General features: G+C 42.6%; 16 protein-coding genes, 2 tRNA genes and 1 pseudogene. 12 read left to right on the top strand and 7 right to left on the bottom strand.

What is annotated here, in order from left to right; all coding sequences use genetic code 11:
* Positions 1-349: 349 nt before the first annotated feature.
* Positions 350-1,588: a hypothetical protein gene (locus LC605_RS11590; protein ID WP_229547687.1), complete on the bottom strand. Its 1,239-nt coding sequence runs from the start codon at positions 1,586-1,588 to the stop codon at positions 350-352.
* Between the two features lie 1,091 nt (positions 1,589-2,679).
* On the opposite strand from LC605_RS11590, the gene LC605_RS11585 reads away from it, so the two are divergent.
* The 6 genes from LC605_RS11585 (at position 2,680) to LC605_RS11560 (ending at position 8,118) form a co-directional block, all read left to right on the top strand.
* Positions 2,680-2,755 (top strand) — tRNA-Ile (locus LC605_RS11585).
* A 3-nt stretch (positions 2,756-2,758) separates the two neighbouring features.
* Positions 2,759-2,830: transfer RNA gene (locus tag LC605_RS11580), tRNA-Ile, on the top strand.
* 486 nt (positions 2,831-3,316) lie between these two features.
* Complete coding sequence (locus LC605_RS11575) at positions 3,317-4,840, top strand: slipin family protein (protein ID WP_229547686.1); 1,524 nt, start codon at positions 3,317-3,319, stop codon at positions 4,838-4,840.
* Positions 4,841-5,372: 532 nt separating this feature from the next.
* On the top strand, positions 5,373-6,296 hold the full coding sequence (gene ppk2 / locus LC605_RS11570) for a polyphosphate kinase 2 (RefSeq protein WP_229547685.1): 924 nt from the start codon (positions 5,373-5,375) through the stop codon (positions 6,294-6,296).
* A 22-nt stretch (positions 6,297-6,318) separates the two neighbouring features.
* A complete protein-coding gene (locus LC605_RS11565) occupies positions 6,319-6,918 on the top strand; it encodes a hypothetical protein (RefSeq protein ID WP_229547684.1) in 600 nt (199 codons plus the stop codon).
* A gap of 639 nt (positions 6,919-7,557) precedes the next feature.
* Positions 7,558-8,118: a gluconokinase gene (locus tag LC605_RS11560; RefSeq protein WP_229547683.1), complete on the top strand. Its 561-nt coding sequence runs from the start codon at positions 7,558-7,560 to the stop codon at positions 8,116-8,118.
* Positions 8,119-8,397: 279 nt separating this feature from the next.
* Here LC605_RS11560 and LC605_RS11555 read toward each other — a convergent pair whose 3' ends face one another.
* Entirely contained in the window at positions 8,398-8,619 is a 222-nt protein-coding gene (locus LC605_RS11555) for a hypothetical protein (protein WP_229547682.1), read from the bottom strand.
* Between LC605_RS11555 and LC605_RS11550 the strand changes: the two genes are divergently transcribed.
* From LC605_RS11550 to LC605_RS11535, 4 genes are all read left to right on the top strand, one after another.
* The gene (locus tag LC605_RS11550; RefSeq protein WP_229547681.1) at positions 8,614-8,901 is read left to right on the top strand and encodes a type II toxin-antitoxin system HigB family toxin; all 288 of its coding nucleotides are present in this window, start codon (positions 8,614-8,616) and stop codon (positions 8,899-8,901) included. The genes LC605_RS11555 and LC605_RS11550 overlap by 6 nt on opposite strands.
* The gene (locus tag LC605_RS11545; protein ID WP_229547680.1) at positions 8,901-9,146 is read left to right on the top strand and encodes a hypothetical protein; all 246 of its coding nucleotides are present in this window, start codon (positions 8,901-8,903) and stop codon (positions 9,144-9,146) included. The genes LC605_RS11550 and LC605_RS11545 overlap by 1 nt, the downstream gene beginning before the upstream one ends.
* A 190-nt stretch (positions 9,147-9,336) precedes the next feature.
* A complete protein-coding gene (locus LC605_RS11540; RefSeq protein ID WP_229547679.1) occupies positions 9,337-9,537 on the top strand; it encodes a hypothetical protein in 201 nt (66 codons plus the stop codon).
* A gap of 732 nt (positions 9,538-10,269) precedes the next feature.
* Positions 10,270-10,767, top strand: a complete 498-nt coding sequence (locus LC605_RS11535) for a hypothetical protein (protein ID WP_229547678.1) — start codon at positions 10,270-10,272, stop codon at positions 10,765-10,767.
* 255 nt (positions 10,768-11,022) lie between these two features.
* Here the strand turns inward: LC605_RS11535 and LC605_RS11530 are convergent, their stop codons facing one another.
* The 3 genes and pseudogenes from LC605_RS11530 to LC605_RS11520 form a co-directional block, all read right to left on the bottom strand.
* Positions 11,023-11,445, bottom strand: coding sequence for a type II toxin-antitoxin system VapC family toxin (locus tag LC605_RS11530; protein WP_229547677.1), 423 nt, complete (start codon positions 11,443-11,445; stop codon positions 11,023-11,025).
* Positions 11,442-11,681, bottom strand: a complete 240-nt coding sequence (locus tag LC605_RS11525) for a DUF2281 domain-containing protein (RefSeq protein WP_229547676.1) — start codon at positions 11,679-11,681, stop codon at positions 11,442-11,444. The genes LC605_RS11530 and LC605_RS11525 overlap by 4 nt, the downstream gene beginning before the upstream one ends.
* Before the next feature lie 305 nt (positions 11,682-11,986).
* A pseudogene (locus tag LC605_RS11520) lies at positions 11,987-12,558 on the bottom strand (nitrogenase component 1); the annotation flags it as partial.
* Positions 12,559-12,915: 357 nt separating this feature from the next.
* On the opposite strand from LC605_RS11520, the gene LC605_RS11515 reads away from it, so the two are divergent.
* Entirely contained in the window at positions 12,916-13,116 is a 201-nt protein-coding gene (locus tag LC605_RS11515) for a hypothetical protein (RefSeq protein WP_229547675.1), read from the top strand.
* 728 nt (positions 13,117-13,844) lie between these two features.
* Here the strand turns inward: LC605_RS11515 and LC605_RS11510 are convergent.
* Positions 13,845-16,376, bottom strand: a complete 2,532-nt coding sequence (locus LC605_RS11510; protein ID WP_229547674.1) for a virulence-associated E family protein — start codon at positions 16,374-16,376, stop codon at positions 13,845-13,847.
* Positions 16,377-16,680: 304 nt separating this feature from the next.
* Positions 16,681-16,905 (bottom strand): hypothetical protein, encoded by a 225-nt coding sequence (locus LC605_RS11505; protein ID WP_229547673.1) that lies wholly within the window; start codon positions 16,903-16,905, stop codon positions 16,681-16,683.
* A gap of 465 nt (positions 16,906-17,370) precedes the next feature.
* On the opposite strand from LC605_RS11505, the gene LC605_RS11500 reads away from it, so the two are divergent.
* The gene (locus LC605_RS11500) at positions 17,371-17,658 is read left to right on the top strand and encodes a hypothetical protein (protein ID WP_229547672.1); all 288 of its coding nucleotides are present in this window, start codon (positions 17,371-17,373) and stop codon (positions 17,656-17,658) included.
* The last annotated feature ends 679 nt before the right edge of the window (positions 17,659-18,337 follow it).

Below are 18,337 nucleotides of genomic sequence, written 5' to 3'. Positions count from 1 at the left end.
CTTTAGTCCTTGATTTGAGCGCTAAAGCGCTCACTACAAACCAAGCATTGTTGACTTGGTGGACTACTAGCCTCTCACGAGTGGGAGAAGGGGAGATGCACTCGCGTTTGCGGTTCGTTTTTTCATTATTTTGCGTAAGTCCTGTTTAATTGTGCTAATTATGGGTAAGAAATTACGAGGTGTGGAATTTTCTTACTTTACGCAATGTGCGACTTATTCTTGGAACCCCGCTTTCATTCCTCTCCCCCACAGTCCGAGAGGCTTTGATTTTTGCTCCCCTTCCCTCGTAGGGAAGGGGTTGGGAGTTAGGTTTGAGAGAAAGTCGCACATCGCGTTACTTTGGTATTTTTTAAGCGCTGCCAGCCGGAGCCAATTCAAATCGTTGCCATTGTGAACCTTCAGACCAGTAGGCATTCTGGATAGAGCCATTTGTCCCAATCCACCATACTTCCAGACTGTTGGGAATCCTCGACACAGCAGTGATGTCACCATTAACTGAAGCACTGTCTGGTGGAGCCAATTCAAATCGTTGCCATTGTGAACCTTCAGACCAGTAAGCATCCTGGATAGAGCCATTTATTCCAATCCACCATACTTCCAGACTGTTAGGAATCCTTGACACAGCAGTGATTTCACCATTAATTGCAGCACTACCTCCTGGAGCTAATTCAAATCGTTGCCATTGTGACCCTTCAGACCAGTAAGCATCCTGGATAGAGCCATTTGCCGCTATCCACCATATTTCCAGACTGTTGGGGATTCTCGATACAGCAGTGATCCCACCATTAATTGAAGCACTACCTCCTGGAGCTAATTCAAATCGTTGCCATTGTGACCCTTCAGACCAGTAAGCATCCTGGATAGAGCCATTTGCCCCAATCCACCATACTTCCAGACTGTTAGAAATCCTCGACACAGCAGTGATTTCACCATTAACTGAAGCACTGCCTGGTGGAGCCAATTCAAATCGTTGCCATTGTGACCCCTCAGACCAGTAAGCATCCTGGATAGAGCCATTTACCCCAATCCACCATACTTCCAGACTGTTGGGAATCCTCGACACAGCAGTGATTGCACCATTAACTGAAGCACTGCCTGGCGGAGCCAATTCAAATCGTTGCCATTGTGAACCTTCCGACCAGTAAGCATCCTGGATAGAGCCATTTGCCGCTATCCACCATACTTCCAGACTTTTGGGAGTCCTCGACACAGCAGTCATTTTTACATTCGATCGCTGCGAAGAAAAGTTTGCCAATTGCCCTTGCACCGTTGTTGCCAATTGCGCTTGTACTGTTGTTGCATTGACATTGGCTGCCTGAGGAAATTTTGCCAATTGCTCTTGCACCGTTGTTGCTAATTGCCCTTGTACCGTTGTTGCATTGACATTGGCTACCTGGGGAAATTTTGCCAATTGCTCTTGCACCGTTGTTGCCAATTGCCCTTGCACTGCTGTTGCATTGACATTGGCTGCCTGAGGAGATTTTGCCAATTGCGCTTGTACCGTTGTTTCAAAGGTTAAAGACAGAAAAACAGCAGCAAACATTGACAACAGAAAAACAACGGTTAATTTGACACTTTTCTTTTTCATCAGTTATGCATTAACTAAATGTACTAGTAAATTCGTAAAAAGCTGATTATTAAGCTGTTCTACATTTAAATTGCATAAGTTGGGCGGGCTTTTCGGCCCATACCGCAAAAGTTATGTTTACTTCGATTATGCAAATTAGATGTTTTTTAGCTTATTTATATATGTTGAATTGAAACTTTTACTTGAAGTCTTTAAAAATAGATTGCTTCACTAATTAAAATTATGCTTTTTTAGGAACTTTTTGTAAAAATAGATACTATGCATTGTGTTAAAGCCTTTAAACTTTCTTTAGAGAAAATACCGTTAAATCCTGCTAAATATACATTTATTTAAAAAATCTACACAATTAGAGATTGTTTAAAAAGTGTTCTTCTGTGACTTTAAGCACTTTTAGATCCTCGTTAAACCAGACCAGTTGCTCAGGGATGAAACCCCCTATTCCCGTGCTGGGTTGGCTTTTTAAGCGGGAACCGGAAAATAAAATTCCCCCAATTTATCCGATTAGTTAAAATAATCTATAACTTTTGATACCAATAATAGGACTTTTCAAACATCCTCTTAGAGGCTGCTTCAGTCCTACAGAAGTTAAAAACCAGTTATTATATCAAATTTTAGTTAAGTCTTAATTAAATACTGTTTTAAAATCTGTTTACAGATTGCGTAAATGCCCTGATGTTTTATCTCCTTTTAATATCTGGTTCGACTTCAGTGTCATTTAACCTCCAATTTTTCTGCCCTAATAGCGATCGCACTACCCCAGAGTCGGAGTGCTTTTTTAGGCAAAATCTACGCAGTATTTGCGCGTAGGTGTAGCTGACTTAGACATCGCTACTAAGTAAATTTACGCGAAAAAATCAAAGTATGTTACGAAACGTAAATAGCCTTAAAATCTTTACTAGTGACCAATGACAAAGGACAAATGACAGCCTTAGCCAGTTAGCTTTAATTGCGCCGACCTACTTACTTTCTATATGCTAGATTTGGAGCGGGATAGTAATAAAGTTACAAAGCTATAGTTCAGGTTATATATGCCTGACTGGTTCGCCAACCTCTGGTATGAGCGTATACCGCCGAGTACTTTAAACTATATCGTTTGATTAGCTCAGTTGGTAGAGCTATCGACTCATAATCGATCCGTCATAGGTTCAAATCCTGTATCAAACCCCAAAAGAAAGTTAGCTCACTTGGTAGAGCGGTTGGCTAATAACCAATTGGTAACAGGTTCGATTCCTGTACTTTCCCCAACCCTGTCCGGGTCAAAAGACACTACTCTGTGGAAGTAGCAAATATGGTACGGGAGAAATCCCAAAACGGTTCAAGTCCGTAATTTTCCAAACTCTGCGGTGCAAGTGTTTTGCTGTCGGTCATTACTCGTAAGGGTGATGTTCGGTAGCCACAGTCAAGGAACTAGCGTAACTGTATTTCTCCCTAACTTGAGTATGTCCCTTCCTTTTCTACATCTAGTTTTTCTTTGAGGTTCTAGATTGGCAAAGCCAACGGCATATTTGAGCGCGGTTTGATTTTTCTAGATTGCCATAGAGTAGTCTGAAAATAGTAACAGCAATCTTAATCCAGTTTTGGAGAAGCTTTTACCCGCACCTGAGCTGTTAACACCTGCACTGGCAGAGTAAAAAATCTGATCAAATCTTCTTAGCTGGTTGCGATGACTACGCCCGCCGCACCCATCGCTTACCTAAAATTTCACGCTAATTATTTATGCAAATCAGTATGTGGGAAACTTTTTATATCAAACCTAACGAAATTGGCATCTTATATCATCGCAGTGACTTTAAGAAAATTTTGCAGCCCGGTACACATACATATTTTGGTCGGCATTGGCAAGTGAAAATTGCTGATCTCAATGAGCCGGAAGCTGAGATTGAAAACCTAGAACTGTTGTTGCGAAATCACGAAGCCGAACTGCAAGAACATTTATTAATTATCAGAACCGCATTCAACCAAGCTGCTTTAGTCCGCTACGGTCAGAATTGGGTAAGCGTTGCACCAAATCAATTGCGAGTTTTTTGGCGTGGTTTTATTGAGGTAGAGTCTCATCTCTTCAACTTAGAAGAAAGCTGGGAATTGCCTAGTTCCTTTGTGCAGCAATTGCGCTCATTTGCGTTGAATGGATTGAAGAAGTTCCAAATCTCAGAGTATGAGATTGGCTTACTATATCTGCAAAATAATTTTGTGCGACCTCTAGAACCAGGAGAATATGCTTTTTGGTCGGTAAATAGAGATGTTACAGTCAGGATTCTCAGCCGGATTATCCCTAACCCAGATTTTCCCCTGGAAGATGTACTCATTGAAAAACATCCCGACTTTATTGCTGCTTACTGTGAAACCGTGCAATTGCTGACTTCGCAGGTTGGAATTGTGCGATATCGAGGTAAAGTGATTTCTATTTTGCCACCCACTAGCCGCAAGTTGTTTTGGCAGGGTGTTGCAGTTGAAACTCTCGACATCAGCGCTGATGCTCAGTTACAGCCTACCTTAGTAGCTGAATTAGTTGAGGGTTCAACAGAAGTGAAATTGCTTAGTCGCAACTGTTTGCATATTTGCCAAGTTCCCGCTCAACACGTTGGACTAGTATACATTAATCAAGAGTTTCAAGGGGAGCGATCGCCAGGAGTACACGCTTGGTGGTTATTTGGACGCTCTTTTAAAACTGAAACTATCGACCTGAGACTGCAAAATATGGAAGTATCCGGCCAAGATATTCTCTCTAAAGATAAAGTACCTCTGCGGTTGAACTTGACGGCTGGCTTCCGCATACTCGACCCATTGACGGCAAAAAACGGGTTATCAGATATTTCTGGGTTCTTGTACAAAGAATTACAGTTTGCTTTGCGTGGTGCGGTTGGCGAACGCAACTTAGATACCTTATTAGAAGATAAAGGTGCAATTGATAGAAGTATATCTGAATACATTCGCCCCAAAGCCGCAGAATATGGAATTGAAGTAGATTCTGTAGGTGTGAAAGATATTATTTTACCTGGTGAAATTAAGACTATCTTAAGTAAGGTAGTGGAGGCAGAAAAAACCGCTCAAGCAAATGTAGTCAGACGTAGAGAAGAAACTGCTGCTACCCGCAGTATGCTAAACACTGCCAAAGTGATGGAGGATAATCCAGTTGCATTGCGTCTAAAGGAACTGGAAGTATTAGAGCGGATTGCAGAGAAAATTGATCGAATTCAAGTTAATGGCAGTTTGGATAGTATTTTAACAGACTTGATTCGGATGAATTCGTAGCGATTTGGTCATTAAAGATTAAGAGTTTGGTTAGGTCGCGTATTCATAAATTTAATGGTGACAAACTGTTTGCGATCGCGCCTAATCCCAATACCCTTGGGATAAGACTAAAACCCTTGTCCAGTGGACAGTGTAGAGACGTTGCAATGCAACGTCTCTACAGGCCTATGGTTCTCCAGAAAATCCTTAACCCAAGCGTATTGCGCCTAATCCAACCTGTAAAATTTACTTATTTCCGGTTAGCTCAAACCCTAAGTATATAGAGAAAAAAATATAATATTATGTTATTTATAAAATAATATTGTATATCAATAACGGGATATAGATAAAAATTTTACGTCTTTGGTGTAATAATACTTTGGAAGTATATATTCACACTCAGTCCGCATGAAAATAAATATATACTAGACATCTGGTGAAAAACAATGTAGAGACGTAGCACTGCTACATCTCTACAAGGGTTCTGGGTAACGCATATTTAATTTCACCAGATGGCTACTTTATAGATCAACTCTAATTTGGAGTCACTGCGATGTCAATTGATGAAGTTGAAAACCAACAAAAGAATGGTCTAGCTCAACCCGCTACAGACTTAATAGAAAACTTAGTAAAGGCAAAAGACAAGAAAAAATCTCAAAAATCCCAACGGATTTTTGATGGTAGCACAGAAGCTTTTGCCAAGAAAATTCCCAAAAAGACTTTTGAAACTGAACTAGAGCAACTCCAAATTGAGCTAGTTAAAATGCAATACTGGATAAAGCACGTCGGCTATCGGGTTGTTGTCATATTTGAAGGGCGCGATGCAGCTGGTAAAGGAGGAGTAATTAAACGCATTGCTGAACCACTCAATCCTCGTGGCTGTCGTGTAGTTGCTCTGGGAACTCCCTCTGATCGTGAGAAAACTCAGTGGTATTTTCAGCGTTACGTACAACATCTTCCCACAGCAGGTGAAATTGTTCTCTTCGATCGCAGTTGGTACAACCGAGCTGGAGTTGAACGGGTGATGGGTTTTTGTACTGAAGCAGAATATCAAGAATTCATGCAATCTTGCCCAGAATTTGAACGAATGCTGGTGCGATCGGGCATTGTTTTAATCAAGTACTGGTTCTCCGTCAGCGATGAAGAACAAGAGGAACGCTTTCTCTCTCGCAGTCACGATCCAGCAAGGCGTTGGAAACTCAGCCCAATGGATTTAGAGTCACGTAATCGCTGGGTGGAATACTCTAAAGCCAAAGATACCATGTTTGCTTACACAAATATTCCAGAAGCCCCCTGGTTTACGATTGAAGCAGATGATAAAAAACGTGCGCGGCTCAACTGCATTCATCATTTGTTGAGCAAAGTTCCTTACGAAGATATGACGCCCCCTCCCTTAGAACTTCCATCTAGACCTGTGGCACAGGATTATGTTCGCGCCCCTCGCAATGAGCAGTTTTTTGTGCCTCAAGTGTATTAAGCAACATTCTCGAGTCAAAACTATGGCGTACAGCGACTTTACTCTAGAAAAAGCTGCGGCTGTTTTGGGAATCACCACCCAAGAAGCCGATCTGTTTCCCAAGCTTGTACCTCTTACTATTCCTTCGTGGTTAAATGAAACTTTAGGAAAGCGAACCCAATTAGCTCTAATTAGTGAAAAGGCTCGGAGCGAATTTATTATTGTACCGATTTTACTAGCCTGTCGCGATCTCAGCCAAGATAGCTTGGCTATTTTCTCTGGACAAAGACTTGACGTTGATCCTGCACAGGGTTTGATTGGGGAATGTGATTTTATTTTAGCAATGGCTCCACCTTTACCACCGTTGCGTAGCCCAATTCTCACTGTTGTGGAAGCGAAGAAAAATGACGTTGAAGCTGGGTTAGGACAGTGCATCGCGCAAATGGTGGCGGCGGATTTATTTAATCGTTCATCTGGACAAACAGCAATACCCGTGTATGGATGCGTGACAACAGGAGAAGTTTGGCAATTTCTTCAACTTTCGCCAAAAGTGGCTTTGCTTGATAAGCAAAGATATTACTTGGATAACGTGGGAGCCATTTTGGCAATTGTACAGACAATGGTTCAGCAATTCAGTAGTTAATTGGTGTAAGACTTGGAAGGAGTAATGCAAAGCTACAAATTCCTAAAAAATTCTCATCTAGCCCGCCTCAGAATGAATTCACCAGTCTAATAGCGAAAAGACTACTGAGAAAAGGTTATAGTCGGTTTTAACGGACTTTAGCTATGATCCCCGAACTTCAGTTCCGGCTGGTTTATTAACACGCAATCATCGGGATTTTAGCAAAGTACCGGGATTGTTAATAGAGGTAGTAACAGTTTAATGCGACACCGATAGCGTAGCGTTAGCGGTAGCGAGTCCGCGAGCGTCCGCAGGAGCGTCACAGCCCGTCGTAGACATCGCCTAGTTTATTGTCGAGTGAGGGCGTAGGCGAACGCGAAGAGCGTCTCGTAGAGAAGCTCCTCGCAGACATCCCTACAAGGGGTTACTTCTTGTGCATCTCGCACACCACTCCTAAATATACAGTGAAGGTAGTTTTGAACTTTGTCTTACTGTGCGTTTTAGAATGTCTAATTCTTATGTATCTCACACACAATCTCTAAATATGCAGTAGCGTGTTGTTGAGTTTGGAAAGTAAATATACGCAAAATCTGATATGGTGTCTGAGCATAAAGATTTTTGAGAAAAAATGCAACAACTCATTCAGATGAGGAGTTATGAATGAAAGACCATCCGCTGATATGGATAATTATTGGTATATCTGGAGCCGGGAAAACATCTGTTGGTAGGCTTCTGGCTGAACGACTAGAGTGTGATTATTTAGAGGGCGATCGCAGACACCCACCTCTCAACATTGTGAAGATGCTTTCAGGAACTCCTTTACAGGATGAAGATCGCCAACAGTGGCTTCTGGAAATAGAAGATGATATTAAACGGGCAATAGAGCGCAACCGAGAGACTGTGCTTACTTGTTCCGCCCTAAAAGTACTGTACCGAAAACAACTCACATTTTCCAATCAAGTCCAACTGGTTTGCCTAGATGTACCTGAATTAGAACTGAGGCGACGACTCACTCAGCGATCAAACCACTATATGAAGGTCGAAATGCTTGATAGCCAAATAGCTACATTTGAGCAAATTGTTGAAGAAGAGAAAGTGATCTGTGTAGATGGACTTCAACCGACAGTTGAAATTGTAAACGAATTACTAAGCAAAGCGGCTATCCTATTTCCAAAAATGAAGGAGTCTTGGTGGCAGCGATGCATTTATGTCGTTCCTTAGGCCAATGAAGCCAAAAGTTTACAATAGCGATCGCTAAAACGGTCTACTTATAAGTGCATTTCACACACAATCTCTGCGATGTCTACGACGGGCTATGACGCTCCTGCGGACGCTCGCGGACTCGCTACCGCTAACGCTACGCTATCGGCGTCGCACTTTCTCGTAAATTAGTTTTATTAACGCGCAATCATCGGGATTTGGGCAAAGTACTCGGATTGTTAATGAGGTAGTAACAGTTTAATGCGACACCGATAGCGTAGCGTTAGCGACGCAGGAGCGTCACAGCCCGTCGTAGACATCGCCTAGTTTATTGTCGAGTGAAGGCGATCGCAACAACAGGCTAATTTGTAAGAATAGAAAGCTGGGGACAATCGCGCCGCAAGAAAAACCTTCTCGACCTTGCTGGACAAATTCAGTTTGCCCCGGACTTTGACCACAAGACCTTGCGCGAAACTCGTCATGCTGCTGATTTATTAAGACATCATGGGTTTTTAGATGCACGTTATTACTCGTAAACGGCTGAATGAATTTGCTAAACTTTATCCAGATACAAATAACGCCTTGGCTCAGTGGTATGGATTGGTCAAGGGAAATGAGTTTGCCTCATTTGTAGAACTCCGTGAAATGTTTCCATCAGCAGATCAAGTCGGTAAATTGACAGTGTTTAATATTGGTGGTAACAAAGTTCGACTCATTGCCGCAATTCATTACAACCGCCAAAAGGTCTACATTCGGGCTGTGTTAACGCATTCAGAATATGATGAAGGAAAGTGGAAGGAATAATGCAAAGTTTCAACCTAAATCAAACCATCAGTGCTTGGTCATCCATTGCCGAAAACGTCTTTGTTCCTCACACAGAAGAGGAATATGAACGCTTAGTTGAGATCCTTGATTGTCTCATTGATCAAGTTGGTGAAGACGAGACGCATCCACTCGCATCTCTAATGGAAGTTATTGGTGTTTTAATTGAAAACTACGAAACTGAACACATTCCTGAGTTAGAGGCGATGCCTTCGGCAAGCCGCTAAGAGCGTCTACGCTTAACTTCACCCAGTATGAATATGCAGTGGCGTGTTGTCGAGTGAGGGCGATCGCTAAAACGGTCTACTTCTTTTGCATTTTACACACAATCTCTGAGATGTCTACGACGGCTGAACGTTATGCTGGGGTTATTCGTTCCAACGCTAGTTACGCCATTAGAGTTAATAGGAGCGCAAAATGAGGAAGAATGATGAGGCAATTAGCCAAATACGTAAAATTCGCCATATTATATCTCTAGAGAATGGACACAACCCCCAGAAGTTGGTGAATTACTATATTCAACTTCAGAAACAATATCCCCACCTTATTCAGTACAAAGAGCAGCAGACAAAAGTTTTAGAATCCCCAACACAACAAGGTATTGAAACCGAAGTATAGAAGTGATCGATTAAGTCCGCAAAGTTATCTGCGGGAGATAATAGGGAATGTTACTGCGATGTCTACGGGCTATTCGGCGATCGCACTTTCTCGTAAAGTAGTTTTATTAACGCGCAATCATCGGGATTTCAGTAAAGTACCTGGATTGTTAATAGAGGATTGGACGATTTAATGCGATCGCCTAGTTTATTGTAAAGTGAGGGCGAGGCGATCGCAACAACAGTCTACTTCTTTTACTGCGATGTCTACGACGGGCTATTCGCCTACGCACTTTCTCGGAAATTAGTTTTATTAACACGCAATCATCGGGATTTCAGCAGAGTACCCGGATTGTTAATTGAGGCTTGGACGGCTTAATGCGATCGCCTAGTTTATTGTCGAGGAAGAGCGATCGCAACAACAGCCTACTTATTTTACTGCGATGTCTACGATGGACTATTCGGCGATCACACTATCTTGTAAATTAGTTTTGTTAACACACAATCATCGGGATTTGGGCAAGATAACCGGATTGTTAATTGAGGATTGGACGGTGTAATGCGATCGCATTCCCCATCCCATGTTGGCATAGTTTATTGTTGCGTTAAGGCGATCGCCATTCTACAGTAGGGTGCCTTGTCGCTCTTTGCAACGCACCCTACAATTTTCTAATTCATCAGTGTTTTCTGGGTTAGACAAAAAAAATGAGTATGGTATGGTGAAAATTGTAATGTTGCTGGGGTAATTAAGTCTATGTATGTTCTCAATAAAGCATCTACTGCCGATCAGCTTTCTGATCCTGTTTCCATTACAGCCTATGTTGGTTCATTGTCAAAGGCTCACGAAACAATTTTACATCCTGGTTTGCAAAAATACTTATTCACATTGAAACATCAATTAGATGATTATAAATACTATCAGGAAGAAAATAAGATTAAATTAGATATTAAAAACTACATTCAGGGTATTCTATACGAAGCAGGATTAATTTACGTCCAAAATAATCTATTAGAATTGGATAAAAATTTTACACGTGTCAAGTGTGATAAGTTTTTATCTGCTGAGGAAGATGTTTTAGAGCAATTGTGGCTCATGACGAAGGATGAACCAACTAAAGTTGTACAAGTCATTGCTCTTATTGAAGCAAATGGATACGAAAAGCGTATTGTCAGTTCTCCTGGTTACGGTAAATTTGAACTTACTAATATTCGGATTGGTCACCAACATAAAGAATTGTGTAAGTTTATTTAATTAATAGCACTAAATTTAATCTAAAAAGACATCATTAAAAAAAGGTTTTTTATTTACAGTTTATCGCCAAAGCAGATTTAATTTAATCGGAAAAACGGGACATAATAAGATTTATATGTTTATAAATTACAAAGAGATATTTTTATAGGAGAGCGTAAATCTTACATTTAGGCTAGAAATAGGCTCTTTATTCTCCCGCCGCAAAAAAACTTTGTATTATATGATGTTGAGGAGCGATCGCTCTTAACCCTATTTTTACAAATCCTCTGGCATAATCACAGAAATTAATTGATTACAATTCTTTCGATAAATTCTAAAATCGCTATCAAATGTTAGCAACTCATTATCAGGATACAGTTCTGTCATTCTCACCAAACACGCATCTGCTAATGACATTGGAACTGACTGATATTGCCGCAACAATTCTTTAATCACTGCCACTTCTTCACTCAAACACATCGAAATTAATATCTTTCCCTCGTCGAGTAAAGACATCACCGTATCTTGACCACCGTAGATATTTCGCAACAAGAAACAAGTCTCTACAATCACAGGCTCACAAGTCAGTAAAGGCTGCTCAATTGTAGCTAACGTGTTCATTACCCAGGTATGAAGATGCTCTCTGCGATTAATAAAGGCTACTAATGGACCAGTATCGATGATGACTCGCTGCTTCATTCAGTTCCTAAACCTTCCAGATATTGTTTGTTCGTTGCCAAATCACCGGGGCCACCATCAACACAACCAGCAAATTGTTGAGCTGCTGCCAAAAATGAAATAGGCTCAATTTGTTCAATATTTATATTTTGTTGTGCTAACTGACTTTGCAGAAACTCAATAAAATCTAAGACCTCTTGTTGCTTCTCTCGCGGGAGCGATCGCATTTTTTCAGTGGCAGTTTGTATAATACTCAAGGGAACCTCCAGAGCTTATTTATCTGTCTTTTCTGCGTCCAATCATTTCAGTCTAGCAGGTTAACACTTTATGGAGCAAATGGACAAAATATTGTACTATAGTGTGAATAAAAATTTTATCTTCTGCTGCTCAATTTAGCTACTACGCACCATTTAATCTAAAAAATCGTCATTTGAAATAGTCTTTTATTTTACAGTTTTTATTTGAGCAAAATGCTTTTCAAATCTAAAAACCTGAGTGCATAAGAGTTATACTATCTAAAGCATCAAAACAGATTGTTATTACATAACCCTGCAACTCGCATTTAGGCTAGAAACAGGCTCTTTTTTCTTCCGCCGCTAAAAAACCTTGCATTATATGATGTTGAGGAGCGTTGGCGCGTAGCCCGCCGGAGGCATCGCTAGGTTCGGAGTAATCCCAAGAGTGCATTTGACGGAAAGGAAGACCCATCTTTTGGAAGACGTACTTCTCTTTCACACCAGAAGCTACTAGGTCAGGCTTCAGCGCTTTGATAAATTCCTCGAATTCATAAGCGGTAACGTCGTCATAAACGACGGTGCCGTTTTCGATGTAGTGAGTGGTACGTTTGTAATCGTCATTATGAGCGAACTCATAACCAGTACCAATCATCTTCATGCCCAAGTCTTGGAAAGCTGGGACAACGTGGCGAGGACGTAGACCACCAACCATGATAGCAACAGTCTTACCTTCCAAACGGGGGCGATACTTAGCAACTACCGCATCCATTGTGGGCTGATACTTGGCGATAACCTTCTCAGCGTTTGCTTGGATTGTTTCGTCAAACTTAGAAGCGATTTCCCGTAAAGATTCAGCAATCTTGGTGGGGCCGAAGAAGTTGTATTCTAACCAGGGTATACGCTAGGCTGAAGCCTAAAAGCTTTGTATATCAACCGTTTTGCAAGTCTGCGTTTTGTGTGGCTTTTTTTTGTCTTAAAGCTTGCGATTTAAACATCCAAAACTCTAGTGAAATGGTAATTTGATTTGCAAATTGTGGCTTAAGGGGTGTGAAGTTTTAGCTGTATACTCAACAGAATAGGAATCGAACCTTAACCCTCGACTGGAGATGCAACAGTGGTGTATAAGTCAAAATTCGCTGGCGAATAACATTATGTTGTCCGGCAAATTTTTGCAACAACTTGCAGATTACTTGTCAAACTTTATACACTAGGCTAAAACGCGAGTGTATTTGGCATGAAAGTACAGGGAAGACGGATGAGTCAAAACGGAGTGCTGCATCTAATGGAAAGCGAAAATCCGTTCTCGGAAACTTGGTTAACTTTGTGCGGTCGTAAGATTCGGGCTACTCACGCTCTACCCTTGCAAAAGTTTAATGCTGGTGAGAACTGCTGTACAGTCTGCGTTAAAATGCAACGCGGTAACTCGTTGCTGCACTCAAGGCTTTATGCAGCATGAGTGCGCGGCAAGTGGGGACTGGTTAGACTGCCTTTAAAATCCTTAGAATTTTGTGCCTAAACCTATTAGGTTTTTATCGTTATTCTTCGCCAGAGTTTTTTTTGATGGTTTTTCATGGTTGTAAATCATCCGTCGATGAGTATACTGTCCGTCACAAACTGGGTGGTGATCAGTGAACTTGCTTTCTTTGGGGTTAATGTCGAAGAGAGTAACTTCGTTGCTGACACTGCAATTCTAGGAAGAATTAAACCAGTGACAAGTATACTTCCCGAAAAAGGATTAGGTTGTTTTAGCAAGGACATACCCATACTCGACTTCGGTATAGTATGCCGAAGCATTGTTTTCATTTGTAAATGTTTGCTGACGCAAGGGGTTAAGGCTCCGTAGCGACGTATGTTTTACGGCGGCGATCGCTGACACTCCCTATCGAACCTTAACCCTTGACAGAGTTTCGCTCAACTAAAATTGCACGACTACTGCGCGATCGCTAACTCTCCCGATTGGGACTTAACCCTTAATCGGTTTATCGTTCAATGTAATTCGCTTTACTTGCGCTAAGGAAGCCTTAAGGGTTCCGGTTTTAGTTACACGAATGTAAAGCGTATTGCGTTAGGGGCGATCATTGCAGTAACTTCCAACTTCAACTTACGACTTCACCAACTAGCTGGTGGAAGTTGTAAGTCAGGAGTTGGAAGTTAAGGTACGACCAAGCATCGCGGTGAGGATGGCTAACGTCTCCTCAGTTCGGCAGCGGTGGCAGAAACAACCGGGCTTTTGTATCCCGGTTGCGTTAACCAAAAAATATCCCCTTGAATTTCAGATACCACCAGTTTTTTGCCGTGCAAGCTAGGACGCACTGCACCGATGTACTCCACTTGATCGCCAACCTCAAAGGTATCAATCGGGACGACATTTTTGGAATCGTCTACTTCATGATTTTGATTCTTGTGTACAAATTTATTTATTTTTTTTTCTTTGCTGTCAGAAATCTCAGAAAAAGGTGGCAAAGGTGGCAATCTTTCGGCTGTATTACTTGCTGTATCTGGATTAGAGGTAGTTGTTATATTAGTTGCTACCTTTGAAGACAATTCATTAGTATCTGTCGCCGTACTGGATGCTGTATCTGAATTTGAACGATTTTCACTCTCTGTTGCTACCTTACCCTCTTCCGGTTGCCATCTCCACATCTGTAAAACTTTGCCGCGAATCTTCTTCTTCTCGCACTTCACCCACCCAATACGCTTTAAGCACTCAGTCGCCCGCATCTGTAAACTGCGCTCCTGCTTGCCAAGTTCGATTTTGAGACAGTTACTCAAAATGTCGCTGACGGTGGTTTCTGATTGAAACTCCAAGAATGCGTCAATTGCTTCGTCCCAGGTGTCGCTTACCTCATGGCGTTTATTTAGCAGGGCGTTGCGCTTTTCGTCACTTTTAGTTAAGCGGTTTTCCTCTCCATTGCGATAGGACATAACGGCTGCTGCCCACAACCTGTCCCGCTCTTCAGCCAGTTTCTCTACAGGGATTTCGTCAACAGTGACAGGGATAATCCAGTACCTTCTGTGTCCCTCCGGGTCAACCAGGAATTCCGCCGGGTTTACACTGCCCACAAAGCAGCTAGTTCTGGGGAAGGATTCAATCGACCGCCCATAGGGAACCCGCAAGTTATCATCTTTGGTTGTGAGAAAACCCCGTAAACTCGCTATCTCTTTGCGTCTAAAAACTGATTCGAGTTCTGCTAGCTCTAAAATCCAAAATCGTCTCAGCTTGAGCCGTTCGTCTTTGTCATTGTTGCCGCTGGCAATCGTGTCATCGAACCAGTCAGGGTTAACAGCTAGCGTTCGCCAAAAGGTCGATTTTCTAATGCCCTGGCTTCCCTGCAATACTACAGCTGTGTCATGCTGACACCCAGGTTCAAATACCCGCTTCACTTGTCCAATTAAATGTTTTCTCATGAAAACGTTGTGCAGCGGTTCATTGCTGCCAAAGTAGCGAGTCGCAAGATCATCTAATATCCCCAGGTCAACGGATGAATAATGCTGGGCTACGCGCTCCAAATACTCTTGCACCGGAGAGTAAGAACGTTTTTTAGCAAGACTAAGCACTATCTGCGATGCCTTCTCGCTGCTGATGTCGATGTCAAACTCATCAATCAAGTTAATTGCCAAGGTATCCATGTCCAGAGGTTCGCCGTCTAATTCCGGTCTGATGGTCATGGTGTTAAACCGTAGGCGATGTCCCCATTCAGCGGCAATCAAGTTAAGCATTTGCTTACTTTTACTCCGGGCTGGTGATACCCCTTCTTGACTTGATTCGACTGTGCTTTGAATTTCTCGCTCCAGGCGCTCGATAAAATCTTCTCGGTTAAAACCTTTTGCCATTCCCCATTCCACCCAATCTGCTATATCGCCCTTGTCTGGACAATCTGACCACAGCGCCGTAGGAGACACTTCCACAAACGGCATTTCGACCCTGACCGCCGCATCTGCTAGCGCTGCTGATTTTTTTCGCCCTGGATTGTCGTTGTCAGGAATGTAAATCACTCCGGCAACACCTGCTGCCTGAAACATCCGCATCCCATTTGATAGGTCAGCTTCACCCCAACAACTCCCTTGGAAAGTGAACGCCACCAGTCCCAAACTCCGCGCTGCCTCTACACAAGTTTCACCCTCTACCCCTATAATCCATCGCCCTTTGCCGTATTCTTTAACTTCATCTATTCGGTACGGCGGCCATGGGTCTAATCCCTTGCCAGGGACAGGCCAACCGTCTTCATCCATTCGCGCCGGATAAACCTTTTTGCTATACCCCTTGGGTTTGGCATAGTCTGGTTTCTCAACTCTTCTCACAAGTTGAGTTTTAGAGTAGGGATACAAGACATCTGTTTCATAGGTTTTTATATCTGTCCGTCTCTCTGGTGTGGTGACTGGCAGGGGCAGAGTCGCTAGGCGGATAGTGCCTGTAGTTACAGGTTTTGGTTTGGGTGGTGTCAGTTGGAAATGCTGACGGTGATTTTGTACGTAATCGCTGACCGCTCCCGTTTTCACGTAGATGGGGTAGCCGTCTTTGCTGTCTTTGATATGCTTCCAGCCGTTTGGTGTTGTGTCTGTGCGACGGCATAACACTGCATCACCGCTAGCAGCTACGCTACACCAGTCAGGTTTACCGCATAACGGACAAGGGTTTGCTTTGGTAGCTTCTGCCCAATCTCTTTCTTGTTTAGAGGCACTTAAACGGTAGACGTGGTAAACTTTCTTTGTCATGGTTCGACAATCTCGAATGGTTTAAGTTTGTAGATGTTTGATTCACTTTCACAGTCGGTGTCCTTCTCTCAACGCTATTCACTTTCGCCTGATCTTGGGATATGTGGTGGTTTAGTCAATAGTTCGCCAAACTTGCCGACATGACTGCCACTGAGCAAAAAATACTGTAGAAATTGCACCAAGTGCAGCACAATAGAACTAAGTATACTTCCCCTTGGAGCAACTACCGATGTGTACAGTGGTTCAACTGAGTGGAATTTAGCCTTGGAAGGTGTGCAACCACCGACCAAGGCATTTTAATTAATTACATCGGCTCTAATTCTCGGTCATCAACCCATTCGCGCTCATTGTCATCTGGCTCAAACCAAGGATGATCTTCTGGGAGGGAGACGTTGTACTGCCAGTCCATACCAGTCCAGGAAAGACCAAACACTGTTACTGGGTACAAAATTTCACCCTGCCTCACCTTTATCTTGTGCAGCACGGTTTGACCAATGTAATATTCTGGCTTGTCGAATTCTTTACTCACTCGCAAACGCCAAAACCTTGACGCTTGACTAAAAATGCCCAAAGTGGGCGCGTCAGACGCTATCATTCTTATTGCCTCTTAATCGTGGGTCTGTAAACTGAACGATTGGGGGGAAGTCGTGCTGGTGGGGGAGATGTAGTAGTTTCTCCTGCCAGGGCGCGTTTTAAGCGCTGACTTCATTTGTCACATCAGGTATCTGAAATCATTGAAGCAGATTTCGCAACAAATTGCGATCGCACTTCTTTAGCCGGGATGATTATTTATCCATCCCATGTGGGTAGTGAACTTGGGAGCGACACGACGCTACGATTTACTCGCTGTTTCCTTGTCTACTATCGTTTACTTTCTGTCTACAAACAGTCTAAGCTACTATTTCCTTGATTGTCAACATTGTAGACAAATCTGTAGACAATGAATGCTGGTTGACCTACTATGTAGACATAGATGTTTACAGATAGTCTACAAATGCGTAGTAATGTAATTTCATACCGCTTGACTGATGCTGAACTAGAAGCACTGCAAGCTTTCCAAGTTTCAGAGGATAAATCCCCAAGTCAGACAGCTGCAAGATTGCTGAGAGGAATGTTAGCAGGGATTGTAGAACCGTCTACACTATCGTCTACACCTGTAGACATCAAGTCATTGGTTAAGCAAGAAGTAGAAGCAAGCCTAACTGAAGTGCGATCGGAACTAGAAACGCAACTAGAGACACGGCTGGAGGAACTGCGGGGAAAATTGAAAGCCCGGCAGTAGAGGAGAATAGCGCTACTACCGGGCAGCCAAGCAATGAAGAGTTAATCCTAACCCGCGATCGCACGCTCAACAAGCTGAAAGTGGGCAAGCAATCAACGGCAGGAAAGGCGATTGAGGCTTTTATCAAGGAACTAAAGCACGGTTTGTAGTCAACTTATGCACGGTTTCAACCCGTCTACACCCCAACAACAGGAGGTGACAAGTGCGGTTGCAATGCCACGATAGACGGTGACAAGTGCGGTTGCAATGCCTCAATTGACGGTGACAAGTGCGTTTTGTGTGCGGTTGTAGTGCGTCTACACTGTCTACAGGTGTAGACGGAGTTGTAGACGGCTAAAACCCGCTCTGGATAACGTTTTTAGCCATGCAGACAAATTTTTCCGGTGCCATTTTTAACAGAAATTCCCAAAAAATAGGCATTTTATCTAGCATATAAGGTCTTGCAGGTGTGAGAGCGGCAACCAGAGTTAGGGTGAGGTAGTAACCGAGCTTAAAATGAGGTAGTAACCGAGCTTAAAATCCAGTCACAGCAAGCAATACGGCAATAGATATCAATCAATTATCTTCAAAGGTAATAAATAGGTAGGAACCGCTTCTAATCCAGATACAGCAAGCAATACAGCCGAAAAGTTGCCACATTGCCACCTTTTTCTCAAAAAAAAAAGACAGTGAAAAAAAA

The sequence above is a fragment of the Nostoc sp. CHAB 5836 genome (assembly GCF_020829445.1).
GTDB lineage: Bacteria > Cyanobacteriota > Cyanobacteriia > Cyanobacteriales > Nostocaceae > Nostoc.
This window is presented reverse-complemented; position numbering and strand designations above follow the sequence as displayed.

What these genes read in the sequence shown, in the direction of transcription:
- ppk2 (WP_229547685.1), top strand. Translation starts at nt 5,373, where the DNA reads ATGTCAATTGATGAAGTTGAAAACCAACAAAAGAATGGTCTAGCTCAA.
- LC605_RS11575 (WP_229547686.1), top strand. Translation starts at nt 3,317, where the DNA reads ATGTGGGAAACTTTTTATATCAAACCTAACGAAATTGGCATCTTATAT.
- LC605_RS11565 (WP_229547684.1), top strand. Translation starts at nt 6,319, where the DNA reads ATGGCGTACAGCGACTTTACTCTAGAAAAAGCTGCGGCTGTTTTGGGA.
- LC605_RS11560 (WP_229547683.1), top strand. Translation starts at nt 7,558, where the DNA reads ATGAAAGACCATCCGCTGATATGGATAATTATTGGTATATCTGGAGCC.
- LC605_RS11535 (WP_229547678.1), top strand. Translation starts at nt 10,270, where the DNA reads ATGTATGTTCTCAATAAAGCATCTACTGCCGATCAGCTTTCTGATCCT.
- LC605_RS11515 (WP_229547675.1), top strand. Translation starts at nt 12,916, where the DNA reads ATGAGTCAAAACGGAGTGCTGCATCTAATGGAAAGCGAAAATCCGTTC.
- LC605_RS11545 (WP_229547680.1), top strand. Translation starts at nt 8,901, where the DNA reads ATGCAAAGTTTCAACCTAAATCAAACCATCAGTGCTTGGTCATCCATT.
- LC605_RS11590 (WP_229547687.1), bottom strand. Translation starts at nt 1,588, where the DNA reads ATGAAAAAGAAAAGTGTCAAATTAACCGTTGTTTTTCTGTTGTCAATG.
- LC605_RS11500 (WP_229547672.1), top strand. Translation starts at nt 17,371, where the DNA reads ATGCGTAGTAATGTAATTTCATACCGCTTGACTGATGCTGAACTAGAA.
- LC605_RS11510 (WP_229547674.1), bottom strand. Translation starts at nt 16,376, where the DNA reads ATGACAAAGAAAGTTTACCACGTCTACCGTTTAAGTGCCTCTAAACAA.
- LC605_RS11540 (WP_229547679.1), top strand. Translation starts at nt 9,337, where the DNA reads ATGAGGAAGAATGATGAGGCAATTAGCCAAATACGTAAAATTCGCCAT.
- LC605_RS11550 (WP_229547681.1), top strand. Translation starts at nt 8,614, where the DNA reads ATGCACGTTATTACTCGTAAACGGCTGAATGAATTTGCTAAACTTTAT.
- LC605_RS11530 (WP_229547677.1), bottom strand. Translation starts at nt 11,445, where the DNA reads ATGAAGCAGCGAGTCATCATCGATACTGGTCCATTAGTAGCCTTTATT.